Origin of the sequence: Rhodococcus sp. WAY2 (assembly GCF_009859915.1) — a bacterium.
Taxonomy (GTDB): domain Bacteria; phylum Actinomycetota; class Actinomycetes; order Mycobacteriales; family Mycobacteriaceae; genus Rhodococcus_F; species Rhodococcus_F oxybenzonivorans.
This window is the reverse complement of record NZ_CP046572.1, coordinates 1,987,621-2,004,083: the sequence shown is the minus strand read 5'-3', so window position 1 is coordinate 2,004,083 and position 16,463 is coordinate 1,987,621. Positions and strand designations below refer to the sequence as shown.

Below are 16,463 nucleotides of genomic sequence, written 5' to 3'. Positions count from 1 at the left end.
AGAAGGGATTCCAGGATGAAGATCGACCTCTCCGGCAAGACCGCACTCGTCACGGGCTCGACGAGAGGAATCGGGTTGGCGATAGCACGGGGTCTTGCCGACTGCGGCGCGCATGTGGTCGTCAACGGCCGCACTGCGACCGCAGCAGAGCAGGCCCTCGACCAGTTGGCTTCCGCCGGCAGCTTCTCTGCGGTTGCTGCGGACGTGACGACCGCACAGGGATGCGACGCGATCGCCAGCGCATACCAATCCTTCGACATCATTGTCGGCAATGCTGCCGTGTTCGACTGGAAGCACTTTCTCGAGACGACGGACGACGACTGGATCCGTCATTACGAGATGAACGTGCTGGCGGCGGTGCGTCTAGCCCGTTCCTATCTGCCCGGCATGCTCGAGCAGAATTGGGGCCGAATCGTCCTTGTGGCATCCGAGGCGGGCATGAACATTCCGTCGGAGATGATTCACTACGGCGTGACCAAGGCCGCGGAGATCGCGCTCGCCCGCGGTCTCGCGGAACTGACGGTGGGCACGGGTGTCACGGTGAACAGCGTGCTGCCGGGGCCGACTGCGTCGAGCGGCGCCGACACCTTTCTCGATGACTATGCCGTCGAACACGGGATACCGCGAGAGGACGCGGATCGCCACTGTGCGACGTCAATAAGGCCGAGCACTTTGTTGGCCCGCCTCGCAACGGTCGACGAAGTGGCGAGCATGGTTGTCTACGCCTGTTCCCGCGAGGCCTCGGCAACCAACGGCGCGGCCTTGCGTGCCGAAGGCGGCCTTCTGCGGCATTTCGGCTGACCCGCAGCTCAGAGAACCACAATCGGATTGATCGGACTCGCAGTGCCTCCCACGATCGGCAGCGGCGCGGCAACGAAGAGGAACTCCGCCCTCTCCGTATGCGAAAGCTCCTCCAGCCACAGCATTTCGATGAGTGATACGCCGTGCTCCCACAGCGTCAGCATGTGAATATCCTCGTCGACGGATCCATGGAAGACACCACCGGGATCGAGTGCGCCGACCGCGATGTTGTCGGAGCCTATTGCCACGACGTCACGTTCCACCAGCCACTTGCCTCCGCTGTGACACAACCCTGGCTGCTCGTCGTTGTACTTCTCGGGGTCCTGCGCGAAAACCGTGGCCCATCCGGTCCGGACGAGGACCACATCCCCGGCCCGGACTTCTACACCGGCAGACTCTGCCGTGTCCGCGAGCAACTGATCGTCGATGCGCGTCGAAGCCGACAAATGAGGTACCCCGAGGTGCCTGGCAACGTCCAGCATCACGCCACGGGTGATGAGCGGTCCGAGTTTTTCGATACCGCACCGAGTCGCGCCGTAGCTACGCACCCGGTTTGCCGAGTGGCCGTTGAACAACATGTCGTTGCGCCACATATGCGCCAGTGCGTCGATGTGGGTTGTCGTGCCGTGCGGCGATACGATCAACGCGTCGTCCGCGACCGACATCTCCCCCTTGATCCGTCCGATGCCCGCCGCGTAGTCTCCGCCATCCATCGACATGAAATGCTGTGGCAGCGGTCGCCCGGTGAGGTGCGGGACGCGAGATGCGCCAGGCCCCGACGTGGCACCCTGGATGGGAAGGGCGAGCGACAAGGTCGTGCCCTCGCGTACTGTCGTGAACGCCGCGAGCACTGTGGACGGAGTCAGAAGGTTCGCAGCGCCCCGCTCGTCGTCCGTTCCCCACCGCCCCCAGTTTCCGAATTCCGACACTGCGTCGACGTGGACTTGCTCTGGCATCCTTTTCGCCCTCTCAGTTGCCTTACCGAAGGATCGACACCAGCGTATAGTACCAAGCAATCGCTTGCTTAAACGCAATTTGAAAGAGGGATCTCCCATGCCTCCGAACACCAGTTCAGCCCTGTCCTCCGAGCCAGAAGCGGAGGAAACACCGCGAGCGGATACTGATGACACCGCCGCCAGGCGGCGCGTCGTACCCGAGCACGAGGTCAAGACCCTCCTCGGCGAATACGGTGTCGATGTTCCGGTGAGCAGAACCTTAACCAACGCGGCACAAGCCGCGGATGCCGTGTCCGGACTGTCCGGTCCGCTCGTGCTCAAAGCCTGGGGTCCCGGACTCGTGCACAAGAGCGACGTCGGCGCCGTCGTCCTCGGGCTGACCGCACGCGAAATTCCAGCAGCGGTCGCCGACATGGCGGCATCTCTCGACCGTCAGGGTCTCACACCTAGCGGATACCTTGTCGAACAGCAACATCCCGGTGGAATCGAATTGATCGCCGGGGTCGTGCGCGACGCAACCTTCGGGCACGTGGTGTTGCTCGGACTCGGCGGTGTCGCCACCGAAATGCTCGACCTCTCGGCGCTGCGCGTCGCCCCCTTGTCGCGGGCGGACGCTGCAGAATTGGTAGATAGCTTCCCCGGGGCACCGCTACTACACGGCGCCCGAGGACGCGAAGCCGGCAACCGAGACGCTCTCATCGAGTTCTTGCTGTCGATCGCCGGCGAGGGAAGCCTGGTCGAACACCTCGGCGACACGCTTGCGGAGTTCGAATGCAATCCGATCGTCGTAACCGCCAGCGGCGTCCAAGCGTTGGATGCTCGCCTGATCGTGGAATCGACCACCGACATACCGGCTGCCACGCCCGAGCATCCCACTGACTTCACCCGTCTGTTCGCCCCACGCGGAATCGCGATAGCCGGTGCCTCGAGCAGTCGATCCACCTTCGGGAACCGTTTCCTCGCCGCCTATCGACAGGCCGGCTGGACCGACAGCCTCTGCGCTCTTCACCCGGACGCCTCCAGTATCGACGGGGTCCCCGCATACTCCTCGATAAGCGATGTTCCGTACCCAGTCGACTACCTGGTCGTGGCGGTACCGGCAGCGGCGGCTCCGAAAGTGGTCGCCGACGCGGCCGCTTCCGGCGTCGGCTTCGTACACGTCGTGACCGGGGGATTCGCGGAAATGGGTTCAGCCGGCGCCATATTGCAAGCCGAACTCGGGCAAGCCGCTTCCGGTACAGCGACTCGCATTCTCGGACCCAACTGCCTGGGTGTGTTCGCCCCCCGCGGGCGTCAGACCTTCACCCTCGGTGCACCTTCCGAACCAGGGGTGGTCTCCGTGGTGTCACAGAGCGGCGGTCTGTCCGGCGACATGATCACCGTGGGTTCACGACGGGGTATCCGGTTCTCGAAACTCGTCAGCATCGGGAACGCGATCGACGTGACCCAGGGCGAGCTTGTCGACTGGCTCGTCGACGACCCCGAGACCCGGATAATCGGAATCTACTTGGAAGGCACGCGTGACGGCGCAGCACTGCTCGGTGCGCTCCGGCGGGCCTCAGGGAAGAAGCCAGTCGTGATTTTGCGCGGCGGCTCGAGTGCGCAGGGCTCTGTAGCCGTGAGTTCACACACCGGATCGATGGCCAGCAACGAAAAGGTGTGGGCAGCCGTTTCCCGATCGACGGGAGCTGTTCAGGTGCGTTCGCTCGAAGACTTCCTGTCCTGCCTGACCTATCTTCAGCACTATATCGATCACAGGCCGAGCACCGACGCTGACGGTGTCCTGGTGATCGGGTTGGGAGGCGGCGCCTCCGTCCTCGCAACCGACACCTGCGACCGCGCCGGACTCGAACTGACTCCACTGCGCGACGAACTCCGCACGCGCCTCCGCGACCTTGGTTACGGCGCCGGAACGAGTGTTGCCAACCCACTGGAGGTTCCCGTGGGACCCGCCTCCCCCACGTCAATTCTGGTCGACGCACTCACTCCGGTCTTCACCCGGGACGGTCAGCACTACCAAGACGTGCTCGTGCATTTCAACGCTGCCGCCTATTACAACTACGGCACCGCGGGCATTCGCCCACTGATCAACACACTGCAGTCACTCGTCGACGCCGAACTGCCCGTCCGCGTCGCTGTCGTGGTTCGGAACACCGAGGTATGCCCGGCTGTGGATGTCGAACTTCTCGACATCTTCGCATCGGACAGCGGTCTCCCGATGTACCGGAGCTTCAGTGAAGCCGCGAGCGCGATCGCCTCGGCGCAGGACTTCGATGCCCGGCGAGGCAACGGCGCCTGATCGCCCCGAACATACACAGAAGCGCCGGGCCTCAGGGCCCGGCGCTTCTGTGTATCTAGTGTCGTGTCAGTGCGCGATCACGTCGGACGCGGTCTTGACCTCCCGAACGTCGCTCGCACGACCGTGCGGCATGATCTTGAGGATCGCAAGTCCGACGAGGGCGAACCCGGCCGAGACGAGGAATGCCAGGCGATATCCGTCGGAGTCGAAGAAGGTTCCCAGTTCGGTCGTAAAGGTATGCATCGCCAGCATCGCGAAGGCGAGCTGAACCGCAATGGCACTCGACAAGTTCTGCGCCGACAGCATGATCGACGACGTAATGCCCTGCTTCTCGGGCGGCGCAGACTGCACCACCAGGTTGGGCAACCCACCGAAAGTAGCGCCCATGCCGACTCCACAGAAGAGCAACCACAACAGCACCTGCCAGGTTTCGGAGTGCAGGAACGCCAGTCCGATGCTGCCGACCGCGAGCGCACCACATCCCGCCATCATCGGGTAGCGAATTCCCCAACGTGCAGCCTTCGCTCCACAGATGAAGCCACAGATGACCATCGCCGCCCCGTGTGGCGCCATGTAGGCGGCCACTCCGAATGCATCCGAGGCGAAGCCGATCTCTCCTCCCGGATCGCGTGGCATCTGGACGATGATGGGTACGAGTGACACGACGATCGCCGCCGGCCCGTACACAGCAGCGTTGAGTATGAGCGTCGTCCACATGGGTCGGGTGCGGAGCAACGAGATCTCGACGATCGGCTCGGGAAACGAACTGTCCCACCAGATCCATGCGGCAAAGCACGCCAGTCCCGCGACCATGAATCCGAAGAAGCTCGTCGATGTCCACCCCCAGGTGCCGGCATTGCCAAGCCCGTACACGAGCAGCGCACCACCGGCTCCGAGCAGGATCGCACCAACCCAGTCGAGTCGAGACTTCACCCGCAGCGGCGACTCCGGAAGTAGCAGCAATACCCCGATGATGCAGATCACCTGGAATGCGGCAATGCACCAGAAGATCGACAGTGGGCCGTACCCGTCGATGAGCCACCCCGCGACGAAGGGCGAAATGATGAGTAGCGCACCGGCACCGGTGAAGGTCACTGTGATCGCGAAGGCGATCAGTTTCTTCGGGAACACGTCGCGGATGAGGGAGTACGCCAGCGCGGGTGTCACGTAGAGAAGTCCCTGCAGCCCCCGCCCGACGAGAAAGACCTCGTAGGTCGGGGCCACCGCTGAGATGACACCGCCAGCCGCCGACAGGGAGGTGACAATGACAAGCAGGTTTCGCTTGCCGCGTAGGTCGGCGAGCTTTCCGATCATTGCGACGGCAACTGCGGTCACAAGGTTCGCGATGGTGATCGTCCAGCCCAGATCAGTTGTCTGGAAGTGCAAGCCGATACCCGGGAGCGCGGTCCCGACCAAGCTGTACGAAAAGGTTGCCAACTCCCCGAGCATGACGACGACGACGAGCGCGCCGATCCACCGAGGCGTCCAGATCTTGCCCTTTTCGCCGACGGGCGGTGTGTACTCGGATTCCTCGAGTGGGTTAACAGAGGGTGGGTTTGTTGTCATGCACGTGCTCCCTGTCCGATCCAGAAGGTTGATATGGAGGTTGTGACGCACGCCACTGCTGGCGTGGCGTCACAGTAATTGACCAAGCGCATGCTTGGCAAGAGTCCAACTTCCGAATCGGACTGCTCAAACGGAGAGTTTCCTCAGTAGCCGCCCTGATTGGCGAAGATCCGGGCGGGGTTCTCGATGAGCATCACATCGATCTGGTCCTGGCTGACGCCTCTGTCGAGCAGGGCCGGAACGACATCCTGGGGGATGTGGGTCCATCGCCATTGCGGATTCATCTCTCGGCGCCGCACCGGATCGGACATGTCGGAAAAGCAGGATGTGTCGTGCGACAGGACCATCCGGTCGGCGTACCCGCGCCGACACATTTCCGCGACGATCTCCACTCGCTTGTCGAATGGCACCGTGTTGAGACCGAATCGGTCCATACCCAGATATGACCCCGCGTCCGCGAGTTCTTCGAGGTAGTCGAAGTCGTCGGTGTCACCCGAGTGTCCGATCACGACCCGGGACAGATCGACGCCTTCCTCCTTGAATACCTTCTGCTGATCCAGGCCTCGGCGCAGCCCGGAATGGGTGTGCGTTGTAATCGGCACACCAGTTTCGCGATGTGCATGTGCAACCGAGCGCAGAACTCGGTCCACGTCCTTCGTCAGTCCGGCCTCGTCGGTGACGCATTTCAGTATCGCCGCACGGACACCGGTCCCGGTTATTCCTTCGGTGATGTCACGGATGAAGAATTCGGCAAGGCGGTCGGGGCCGCCGGCGGCGGTGCCTGGACCTCGGTAGTGGAAGTACACGGGGAGTTCACTCAAGACGTACGCCCCCGTCGCGACCACGATGTTGATGTTCGACTGCTCGGCTACCCGCGCGACCCTGGGAACGTATCTCCCGAGACCAATCACGGTGAGGTCGACCAGCGTGTCGAATCCTTCGGCCTCGAGCGCCGCGAGCCGCTGCACGGCTTCGGCTATCTGTGTCTCTTCGTCCCACTGTTCGGGGTAGTCGGGCCAATTCTGCTGGACTTCCGGGCTGGTGACGAAGATGTGCTCGTGCATCAGCGTTCTGCCGAGCGCGGACACCGGAACGTCACCGGTGGCGGTCGGCACGGTAGGTTGCGACTTCATACAGATCTCCATTGCTGTTTCGGCTGGGGGGTGACGGATATGACGGCGAGCGCACCTGCGGGCATCAGATCGGTGCCTGCGGATGAACGATGTGGTTCTGGGCATGCCACGGTTGATGCGCCTGAAATCCGCCGTCGACAATGATCGTCTGCCCGGTGATGTACTTCGATTCCGGCCCCGCCAGGAATGTGATTACCGATGCCAGATCCTCGGTTTCGCCGAAGTCGTCAACCAGCAGGTTGGCGTTGTAGGCCTCGAGCTTCTCCGGGGACAGGTTCTGCCGTGCGGTCGGGCTCAGGATCAGCCCGCTCGCGACGGCGTTGACGCGGATACCCCTTTTTCCGTGCGATGTCGCCACCGACCGGGTCAGCGAGTACTTGGCCGCCATCGACGCCGCGTAGGCGACGTGGACTGTATCCCCGCTGAATCCGGAGGTGGACCCGACGTTGACGATCACGCCTCCACCCCCACGTTGCATGATCGGGATGGCAAAGCGAGTTGCCCACACAGCACCGTAGAAGTTGACCGCGAACGTTCGCTCCCAGGCGTTGTCGGGAGTGACCTCGACGTTCAGGTCACTCTTCTCGACGCCTCCATAGGCGACGGCGTTGTTCACGAGAGTGTCGATCCGTCCGAACGCCGCTTCTGTCTCCGCTACGAGTTTTTCGACATCGGATTGGATTCCGACATCCGCATGAACCGCACGCGCGACTCCCCCACTTGCCGTAATCTCCTCCGCGACCGCATCCAGCTTGTCGTCCTGGATGTCGTTGATCACTACGGAAGCACCCATCTCGGCGAGCCGCAGTGACACCGTTCGGCCGACGCCCTGCGCAGCGCCCGTGACGATCGCTACCTTGCCATCCCAATTGACCATCTGTGATCCCTTCTGTACGAATCTGACGCATTCACGGTACTAGAGCAAGCGATTGCTTGGTATAGTTGCGGGACAATCCAGCAGGAAAGGGGCGAGCGCATGCTCGACTTCGAGAAACGACCCGGCGCAGCACTTATTGCGGGCGGGACCGGCGGCATCGGGCGCGCGGTCAGCCGGGTACTCGCCGAGCGAGGTAGCCAGATCTTCTTCACCTACCGCGGCAACCAAGAGGGCGCAGCGAGTTTGGCGTCCGAACTCAGCGCACTGGGCGCCAAGGTCGAGTTCGCACGGGTCGACCTCGCCAGCGTCGAGGAGGCAGCCGAACTCACAACTAGTGTGCGTGACGCATTCGGAGGGATCCACACGGTCGTGTATGCCGCCGGACCCCACGTACCGATGACCCACCTGAGTAAGGTCACACCTCATCAGTTCCGCGCACAACTCGAGAGCGACGCGGCCGCGTTCTTCAATCTCGTGCACCCAGCGCTGCCTCTCCTTCGTGAATCGCGTGGCAGCATCGTGGCGGTCACGACAGCCGCCACCCGACGATTCCCGGTCCGCGACGGACTGTCCTCGGGCCCGAAGGGAGCCGTGGAAGCCGTAGTCCGAGCGCTGGCCGCGGAGGAGGGCCGATTCGGCCTGCGCGCGAACTGTGTCGGGCCGGGAATGCTCACCGACGGGATGGCCGCACGGTTGATCGAGTCAGGCGATCTCGACGAGAGTGCGCTCGACATCACCCGGCGCAACATTCCGCTGCGCCGCTTCGGTGACGCGGAAGACATCGCCGAGGCAGTCGCCTTCCTCGCGTCCGATCGCGCCGACTTCATCTCCGGTCAGACCCTCGATGTCGATGGCGGGTATGGAGTCTGAGGTACCTCGGAAATCGAGGGGCGGGTCCGTTCGACGGGCCCGCCCCTCATTCGTCATCTACTCACCGGCGAGCTTTTCGACTACCGGAATGAACGTTTCCAGGTCCTTGTCGTTGTGGAGCACAAAGAAGTTGAGGCCGTGCGTATCACGCCAGTACCGAAGCTTGTCGACCATCTCACTGACATCTCCACGTAGGATTTGCGGAGTTTCCTCCTGCTGTGAGAGATCGACGGCACTCCAGCTCTCCTTGCTCTGAGGAATACCGACTTCCTGGATGCTGGTGCCGATCGCGATGTCGTCGAACCGCGCACCAGCGGACTCCCGGATCGTCTCGATCTTCCCGAGGAAGGATTCCAGACCGCCGTCTTTTGCGTCCGGTGCGGTTCCGTCAGCCCGAACGCGCAACGTCAAATTGACGTAGTCCGCGTACCGGCCTGCCAGCTTCAGCATCTTGGGTCCGCCGCCCGGGAAAAGGAACTTGGGGTACGGCTTCTGCACCGGTTTGGGTTCCTGTACCAGCTCGTCGATCTGGTAGTACTGCCCTTGATACGAGAATGCCCCCTCGCCCCACACGCCACGCAGGACTTCGAGGGATTCGACGAATCTGTCGAACCGCACCTTCGGTGGATCGAAGCTCAAGCCAGCCCGGTCATAATCCTCACGCATCCATCCGGTGCCGAGGCCGACGTCGAGCCGGCCGTCCGACAGCACGTCGAGGGTTGCCAGTTCCTTCCCTAGCACGACGGGGTGCCGATAGTCGTTCGAGAACACCAGCGTGCCGATTCGCAGTGTCGAAGTGGCAGCGGCTGCCGCCGACAACGCCGCGATCGGCGCGAACCGAGGACCCACGAAGTGATCCGGCATCAGCAGCGTCGTGAATCCGGACTGTTCGACCAGGCGTGCGCGCTCAGCCCACGCCTTTCCGGAGTCCGCCTTCCGCACAACGACACCGAACATGAATTTTTTCGTCGCTTTGTCTTGTGGCATTGTCCTTCATTTCTCGCTTGCTGCCACCAGGGCAGGTTTTGGTGGTGAAATCTCTTGTCCTCCGCTGAACCGCCGGATCGCATCGATGACACCTGCAATGGCTCGCCGACTCGCGGACGTCCACGGCGCCACACCGGTAAAACCGTGCGGCACATCGGCGATCGAGTGCAACTCGACGCTTACCCCGGCCGCTCGCATCCTCAACGCGTAATCCACCGCCTCGTCGTGCAGACAATCGGCACCCGCCGCCACGACATAGGCCGGAGGGAGACCGTTCAGGTCGGTGGCCGCAGTGGGAGAACCATACGCAGGCGGCTTGAATCGTTGCTCGCCCAGATAGTGCTGCCAGCACACCTCTGCATCGTGGGCGTTGAAGATCGCGCTCTCTGCGAGGGACGACATCGAGGGCGACTTCAGAGTCGAGTCAATGAACGGGTACAGCAATATCTGCCCCGCGAGCGCTCGTCGGCCCTCGTCGCGCAGCCGTAGCGCGACCGCCGCCGCCAGTCCGGCGCCGGCACTTCCGCCACCGATCACTACCCGGCCGGTGCCGAGGACCGCGAAAGACGCATCACGGTTGGCGTCGGTGAGTGCGGCAGCAACAGCATGGCAGTCGTCGAGTCCGTGTGGGAACGGATACTCGGGAGCCAAGCGGTACTCGACCGATACCACGCCGATGCCGACGTCGGATGCTATTCGGGCGCATAAGGCGTCATCTTCGTCGGCGGTGCCGACCACATACCCGCCGCCGTGTATCCACACCAATGTCGGTGCGTCGTGCGCGAGGTCACGGGGCACGTGGATCCGGACCGGAACGCGGTGTCCATCAGCGAGTGGAATGCTGCAGGTGTCGTGTATCTCCACGTCTTCGGGCAGCCTCGGCGGTGGCGCGGTTGTCCGCATTGCTTCGAATGCCGCGCGCTGCGCGGCGGGATCTTCGAATTGCAGCTGCGGGAAGTGTGCCACCACGTCTTCGAACTCTGTGTCCACGTGACCTCCTGTATTCATGATGGGCTCGACAGTTCGACTCGTTATCCCGTTCCCGTCGCGCCGCCATCGAGCACCAGGTCCGTGCCGGTCACATACGAGGATTCATCGGAAGCGAGAAATACTGCGCCTTCCGCGATCTCCTCGGGCTCACCCGGTCGGCGTAACGGTAATGCGGTCCACCGGTCTGGATTACGTTGTTCGGAGCGTGGAATGTTCACTCCCAGCATGGGACCGGTGATGGCGCCCGGTACCAAGCAGTTTACGCGGATCCGAGACGGTGACAACTCCGCGGCCGCGACCCGTGTCAGGCCGCGGATTCCCCACTTGGTCATGCCGTATGCCGCATGTCCGGCGTGTCCCGCCACTCCAGCCGTTGACGAGACATTGATGATCGATCCTCCACCGGACGCGATCATGAGTGGAGCGACAGCGCGAATACCGAGGAATGCGCCCTTGAGGTTCACCGCGATGATCGTGTCGAGTGCGTCGTCGCTCTCCTCGAGTATCGGGCGGGCCCAGTATCGTGCGGCATTGTTGACGAGCACATTCAAGCCGCCGTAGCTTTCGTCGATCGCGGCGACGGCCTGCTTCCAGGAGTCGGTATCGGCGACATCCAGGTGCATATACCGGACATCTCCATCGATCTCCGCGGCTGTAGCGAGTCCGAGTTCACTGTTCACATCGGCGATGACGACCCGGGCTCCCTCACGGGCGAACGCCCTCGCTTCGGCAGCGCCTTGCCCCTGTGCCCCGCCTGTGACGAGAGCGGTCTTTCCGGCGAGCCGGCTCATACCGCGGCTGCGGTCCGCTGCCGATCTGCCATCGGCAGTCGAAAATGCGGAATGACGTGCTCTCCCCAAGCCTTGATGGTGGCCATACACACGTCCTGCGGGACGGTACCCATCTGGATCAGGCAGAGGACTTCGTCGACTCCGACCTTCTCGAGTTCCTCGACATACTTGATCGCGGTGTCGACCGTCCCGTAGGCATGATCGATGTTGAAATTGGCTGCGGCGAGCGATCGTTCGGAGTATTGGGGTCGGTCACCGCGGTCGAAGGCAGCCTCCTCGGCAGCGGCCTTGGCACGCATGTACGCGATGTTGTCCTCGTCGACGGTCGCGCCGGTGGGCGGCTTCGCGCCGCCGAGATGCCAGTAGCCGATGGACTCGCCGAAGAAGCGCTGGCCGCGGGCCCCGATCTCCTTCGCTTGCTGCTCGTCGTCGAGGACGATGGTCGGACACAGTGCGACGAAGTGGTCGTTGGTGACATCCGAAACGAACTTCTCGCCTGTTCGGCTCTTCACCCGGTCCCAGTAGAGCTGGTGCTGCATCTTGATGCTGTCAAGTCCGCCGAAGCCGAACACAAGCGCACCCACTCCTAGCTCGGCAGAATGCACAACTGTGTCTGGCTTCGTGCTGGCGAGAAACAAAGGCGGATGCGGGGTCTGGACAGGACGAGGGAGCACACGGAGGGGAGAGTTGCCCTCCGGTGCTTTGATGTCGAGGAGCTCGCCGTGGTATTCGAAGTCCGGTGACCGCCATGCCGCTGAGATGATCCGGAGCGCCTCCTCCACCTGTGCAGCGGTTTCCGCAGGGTTCACGTTGCACATCGCCGCTTCCTGCAGGGTGCCGCCCCGGGCCGCGCCCAGATTGAGCCGGCCGTTCGAGAGGACGTCGAGCATGGCGGCCCGTTCGGCCACCCGAGTCGGGTAGTTGAAGTTGAACGGCATGCAGACCGCACCGTGTCCGATCCGGATACGTGAGGTTTTTGCAGCCACTGTTGCAAGGAACAGTTCAGGGGCAGACATGTGCGAGTAGTGCTCGAGACCGTGATGCTCGACCGCCCAGACTCCGTCGAAGCCCATCTCCTCGGCATAGACGGCTTGTTCGATCGAATCAAGGTAGGTCTGGCGTTCTTTGGCGGGCGTCGGATCGGCGATCTGCGCCTCGAAAATCATGGAAAACTTCATTCGTGAATCCTTTCGTAAGGTTTGGCCAAGCGATTGCTCGCAGGTTGACGACACAGATCGGCTCTGGCTGGACGGGGTGATTCAGACTGCAGGTCAGGCGGCGCTGAGGGTACGGCCGGACGCCGCGAGGGTAGCCACTCTGCGACCGAGGAGGCTGACGCTCGACGCAAGTGTGACGTCTTCGAATTCGACGGTGCCACCGGGGCGGGCAACGGTGCCTCCGTCGCGTTTCGTGATGGCGACGCCAGAGCCCACGACATATCCACCGCAAGCGCGAACGGCGCGCGCGAGAAAGTCGAGGTCGGTAGCAGAGGCAGCAGCGGAACCTCCGATTACGACGATGCCCACAGCCGCGCTCCGCAAGACCTCGCGCTGACCGACCTCGGCGAGAAGGCTCTTCATACCCTCGATGCCGACGGGACGATCTCCCGCTTCGACCAGGAAGACGATGCCATGGGACGAAAGTCGCAAATCGCCGCCGGCGGGGCGGGCGGACGCGATGTCGAAGATGGAGTGCAGGGCCGCGTCCAGCATCGGACGGCCCCCCTCGACTCCCGGCGCGCCTGCATCCCGAAAGGCATACGCACACAGGCGGGCATTGCCGCGGACTGCCCGCACTTCGCCGTGATGGGCCAATCGCGGCGACGTCCGTGCAGCCCCCGGGCCGTCGAGACTACAACCGCGAGAAAGCCGGGGAGCGAAATCTGAAGAAACCAACATCAGGCGAATCCTCCGAGAAGTGGGGTACGCCCATGTAACCCTGATCACAGCGTCTAGTCAAGAGGCAGTGAGTCTAGTGAAATTCTCAGCGGTCGAGCGCGGCCATCCACATCGCGGCCAGCACGTCGACCGCCTCCTCGACGTCCACGTCGGAATCAGGCGCTGACCACTGCATGAACAGGCTGCCGAGCTGGGAGAAGATCAGCAGAGCACGGATCCGAGCCTGCTTCGGCGTCCACCGCCCAGTGGCCGACAAGGCCTTCGCAATCCTGTCCGTCTCGAAGTCGAAACTGCGGGCCCGACGGTCCCCTATCTCCCGCTCGACACCGGCGGCCTCGTACACGACTATCGAGATGTCGCGGGTCGTTTGCCAGATCTTCACGATCTCGCGAAGCCAGGCGCGGAAGGCGTCCGTGCTGGGTTCCGCCAGGACGCCGGCAAATTGTGAGAACGGCTCCGCGTACACGACATCGAGCTCGTCGAGGAGCGCATCCACGACTTCAGCTTTGGTCTTGTAATGCAGGTAGAAGGTGGCACGTGTAGCCCCGGCCGTGCGGGTGATGTCCGTGACCGCAGTCGCGAGGTAACCGTTCTCCACGAAGCAGGCGATAGCGGCCTCCTTCAGCCGAGTTTTCGTCAGCTCCTTCTGGAGGTCGCGCATGTTCCCGCGCGCAGCCTTGGTCATCGCATAGTCCCGTCTTCCAGATACCGTTCGACCTGCAACTGTAGTTCACGGGCACCCCTCACTACGCAGGTGACGATGCAGGGCGGCCGTCCAGGATCGCGAGCCCGCTCAGGTAGAGACGTGAAGGACCGATTCAGCCCAACCTTCGACCCATCAGTTCGAGACCCAGTCGGTCCGCGACACGGATATCGATGTCTCGGATTCTTCGCGGGGGAACTCTGTGATACACGGTCGCCGAAGTCCGATGCTACCCGTGCTCGATCCACACACTCTTGTGCTCGAGCCATTCGTCCAACGTAGTGGGCCCGTTCGACGTGCCCGTCCCGCTCTCCTTCTGTCCGCCGAACGGAAGCGCCCAATGCAGTCGGCGATACGTATTGACCCACACGGTGCCCGCCTCGAGTCGGCGAGTAAACCGGAGCGCGCGCGAGAGGTTCTGGGTCCAGACGCCGGCAGCGAGACCGTATCCGCTGTCGTTGGCCAACCGGAGGGCGTCGGCTTCGTCCGCGAATGGCATGGCCACAGCGACCGGCCCGAAGATCTCCTCCTGGCACACCCGAAGTTGCGGATCCTCAGTGAGAAAGAGCGTGGGTTCGACGAAGTATCCGTCGCGCAGTGGACTTTCGGGCGGAAACAACTCGTTTCCGCAACGCCCGCCGAACGCAAGCGTCGCTCCCTCTTGCCGTCCGATCTGCAGGTATTCGCGGACCTTGTCGTACTGGCCGTCGAACGCAAGGGGGCCCATGTCGGTCTGGGAGTCCAGGGGGTTCCCCAGTACCATCGCGGAGGCTCTCGAGCGCAGTCGCTCCACGAAATCGTCGAGGATCGCTTCCTCTACGAGGATTCGCGATCCTGCGATGCAGGCCTGCCCTGCGCTGGCGGTGTAGATTCCTGCCGCGACCACATCGGCCGCATGCTCGAGGTCGGCGTCCGCGAAAACGATGTTCGGCGACTTCCCGCCGAGTTCGAGTGCGAGGGATTTGATGTTGGCCACCGAGTTCTCGGTGATTCGTCGCCCAGTCGCGGTCGAACCGGTAAAACTGATCTTACGGACATCTGGATGCCTCACCAGTGCCTCACCGGCACTGGAACCTTCCCCGGTCACTACATTCACCACGCCACGGGGAATCCCCGCCTTCTCGAGAAGCTGCACAGCGACGAGCACCGAGACCGACGCCCGCTCAGGAGGTTTGACGACGATCGTGTTGCCTGCGGCGATCGCCGCGGAAACCTTCGCCAGGAACATCGCCAACGGCGCATTCCACGGGATGATCAGACCGACCACACCGAATGGTTCACGTACCGAGTAGGTCGTCGCGGAGTCCGACACGAGGACCGTGTCGCCGGTGATGGTCTCGGCGAGCCCGGCGTGGAACTCGATCTGCGACGCGGCGCCCGCAATGGCCGGTTCCGCCTCTCGGCGCGCTCGTCCGTTGTCGGTGGCGTCCAGACGCCACAGCGTATCGAGATTGTCGCGGACGGTTGCTGCCCAGGACCGAAGCAAGGCGGCACGGGCTGCAGCCGGGAGGGCGCGCCAGGAGTCGAGCGCCGACTTCGCTGCGCGTACCGCGTCGTCGACGTCACCCGCACCGCCGGCGGGGATTCGTGCCCAGACCTGACTTGTCGCCGGATTCACGCTGTCGATCCACTGGCCGTTGCGCGACGGCCGGAGTTCGCCGTCGATCAGCTGCAAATAATCGATCGAATCGTCGTGGATCGTCATGTCGTGTCCCTTCGGGGCGGTAAGCACAGTGGGTCAGCGAGCGGAACCGGCTACGCGGTTGTCCGTGCGGCGGTGCCGGCGTTGACGTCGATGATGCTGCCGGTGATGTGTGGGGTGTCCGGGCCGATCAGGAACATCACTGCTGCGGTGATCTCATGCGGCTCGAGCAGGGCGATCGGCTGCACATGGTGCAGGCGCAGCGCGGGCTCGACATCGTCCCAGGACGGATTTGCGAGATCCGGGCGCATTGCGCGGTACAGAGCCTCGTTATGCACCATCTTGGTCGAGGTGTTGCCTGGGGCCACCCCGTTGACGGTGATCCCGAACTGCGCCAGATCTTGCGCGGCGGCTTTCACCAGCCCGATCGCGCCCCATTTGGAAGCGACGTAGGGGACTGACCCCGGAACCGCGGTTCTCCCTTGATTGGAGGTCGTCACGACGATGCGCCCGTATCCCTGAGTGATCATCTGGGGACTCACTGCCCGCATGCTGTGGAAGACGCCGGTGAGGTTGCTTCCGAGCACTTCGTTCCAGACGTCGAAGTCGGCGTCCTGGATCGACCCGCCGCCGTAGACCCCGGCGTTTGCTATCAGGACGTCGATGCGCCCGAACGTGTCGACGACCTTGTCCACCGCGGAGAGTGTCTGCTCGCGGTCGGCGACGTCACACACCAGGCCGAGCGCACGAGTTCCACACTCACGGACGAGTGTTTCGGTGTCCCGGAGGTCCGTCTCGTCGGCCTGCGGGTAACCGATGCACGGTACGTCTGTACAACGATCGAGTAGGACGACGTCAGCCCCCTGACGCGCGGCCGCGACGGCGTGTGAGCGCCCTTGGCCTCGCGCGCCACCCGTGACGACAACGACCTGACCTTCGAGGAAACCCAT

At 63.2% G+C, this 16,463-nt stretch carries 15 protein-coding genes; 3 read left to right on the top strand and 12 right to left on the bottom strand.

Translation table 11 applies throughout. The features are described from left to right. Positions 1-15 precede the first annotated feature (15 nt). Positions 16-801 carry an SDR family NAD(P)-dependent oxidoreductase gene (locus tag GFS60_RS09390; RefSeq protein ID WP_159920662.1) on the top strand — a complete coding sequence of 262 codons (786 nt, stop codon included), beginning with the start codon at positions 16-18 and terminating at the stop codon, positions 799-801. A gap of 8 nt (positions 802-809) precedes the next feature. Here GFS60_RS09390 and GFS60_RS09385 read toward each other — a convergent pair whose 3' ends face one another. Further along, complete coding sequence (locus tag GFS60_RS09385) at positions 810-1,757, bottom strand: cyclase family protein (RefSeq protein ID WP_159920660.1); 948 nt, start codon at positions 1,755-1,757, stop codon at positions 810-812. Between the two features lie 97 nt (positions 1,758-1,854). Between GFS60_RS09385 and GFS60_RS09380 the strand changes: the two genes are divergently transcribed. Beyond that, positions 1,855-4,056 carry an acetate--CoA ligase family protein gene (locus GFS60_RS09380; RefSeq protein WP_159920658.1) on the top strand — a complete coding sequence of 734 codons (2,202 nt, stop codon included), beginning with the start codon at positions 1,855-1,857 and terminating at the stop codon, positions 4,054-4,056. Positions 4,057-4,122: 66 nt separating this feature from the next. On the opposite strand, the gene GFS60_RS09375 is transcribed toward GFS60_RS09380, so the two are convergent. From GFS60_RS09375 to GFS60_RS09365, 3 genes are all read right to left on the bottom strand, one after another. Next, positions 4,123-5,622, bottom strand: coding sequence for an MFS transporter (locus GFS60_RS09375; protein ID WP_159920656.1), 1,500 nt, complete (start codon positions 5,620-5,622; stop codon positions 4,123-4,125). Between the two features lie 143 nt (positions 5,623-5,765). Further along, positions 5,766-6,755 carry a phosphotriesterase family protein gene (locus GFS60_RS09370; RefSeq protein ID WP_159920654.1) on the bottom strand — a complete coding sequence of 330 codons (990 nt, stop codon included), beginning with the start codon at positions 6,753-6,755 and terminating at the stop codon, positions 5,766-5,768. A 64-nt stretch (positions 6,756-6,819) separates the two neighbouring features. After that, complete coding sequence (locus GFS60_RS09365) at positions 6,820-7,632, bottom strand: SDR family NAD(P)-dependent oxidoreductase (protein WP_159920652.1); 813 nt, start codon at positions 7,630-7,632, stop codon at positions 6,820-6,822. A gap of 99 nt (positions 7,633-7,731) precedes the next feature. On the opposite strand from GFS60_RS09365, the gene GFS60_RS09360 reads away from it, so the two are divergent. Then, on the top strand, positions 7,732-8,502 hold the full coding sequence (locus GFS60_RS09360) for an SDR family NAD(P)-dependent oxidoreductase (RefSeq protein ID WP_159920650.1): 771 nt from the start codon (positions 7,732-7,734) through the stop codon (positions 8,500-8,502). A 57-nt stretch (positions 8,503-8,559) separates the two neighbouring features. On the opposite strand, the gene GFS60_RS09355 is transcribed toward GFS60_RS09360, so the two are convergent. From GFS60_RS09355 to GFS60_RS09320, 8 genes are all read right to left on the bottom strand, one after another. Continuing rightward, a complete protein-coding gene (locus GFS60_RS09355; protein ID WP_159920648.1) occupies positions 8,560-9,489 on the bottom strand; it encodes a TIGR03621 family F420-dependent LLM class oxidoreductase in 930 nt (309 codons plus the stop codon). Positions 9,490-9,495: 6 nt separating this feature from the next. Continuing rightward, the gene (locus GFS60_RS09350) at positions 9,496-10,479 is read right to left on the bottom strand and encodes an alpha/beta hydrolase (RefSeq protein WP_159920646.1); all 984 of its coding nucleotides are present in this window, start codon (positions 10,477-10,479) and stop codon (positions 9,496-9,498) included. 41 nt (positions 10,480-10,520) lie between these two features. After that, on the bottom strand, positions 10,521-11,270 hold the full coding sequence (locus GFS60_RS09345; protein ID WP_159920644.1) for an SDR family NAD(P)-dependent oxidoreductase: 750 nt from the start codon (positions 11,268-11,270) through the stop codon (positions 10,521-10,523). Further along, positions 11,267-12,448: an LLM class flavin-dependent oxidoreductase gene (locus GFS60_RS09340; protein ID WP_159920642.1), complete on the bottom strand. Its 1,182-nt coding sequence runs from the start codon at positions 12,446-12,448 to the stop codon at positions 11,267-11,269. The genes GFS60_RS09345 and GFS60_RS09340 overlap by 4 nt, the downstream gene beginning before the upstream one ends. A 93-nt stretch (positions 12,449-12,541) precedes the next feature. Next, a complete protein-coding gene (locus GFS60_RS09335; protein WP_159920640.1) occupies positions 12,542-12,982 on the bottom strand; it encodes a hypothetical protein in 441 nt (146 codons plus the stop codon). A 271-nt stretch (positions 12,983-13,253) separates the two neighbouring features. Beyond that, positions 13,254-13,853, bottom strand: coding sequence for a TetR/AcrR family transcriptional regulator (locus tag GFS60_RS09330; RefSeq protein ID WP_159920638.1), 600 nt, complete (start codon positions 13,851-13,853; stop codon positions 13,254-13,256). A 247-nt stretch (positions 13,854-14,100) separates the two neighbouring features. Next, positions 14,101-15,576 (bottom strand): aldehyde dehydrogenase family protein, encoded by a 1,476-nt coding sequence (locus tag GFS60_RS09325; protein ID WP_159920636.1) that lies wholly within the window; start codon positions 15,574-15,576, stop codon positions 14,101-14,103. 50 nt (positions 15,577-15,626) lie between these two features. Next, entirely contained in the window at positions 15,627-16,463 is an 837-nt protein-coding gene (locus tag GFS60_RS09320; RefSeq protein WP_159920634.1) for an SDR family NAD(P)-dependent oxidoreductase, read from the bottom strand.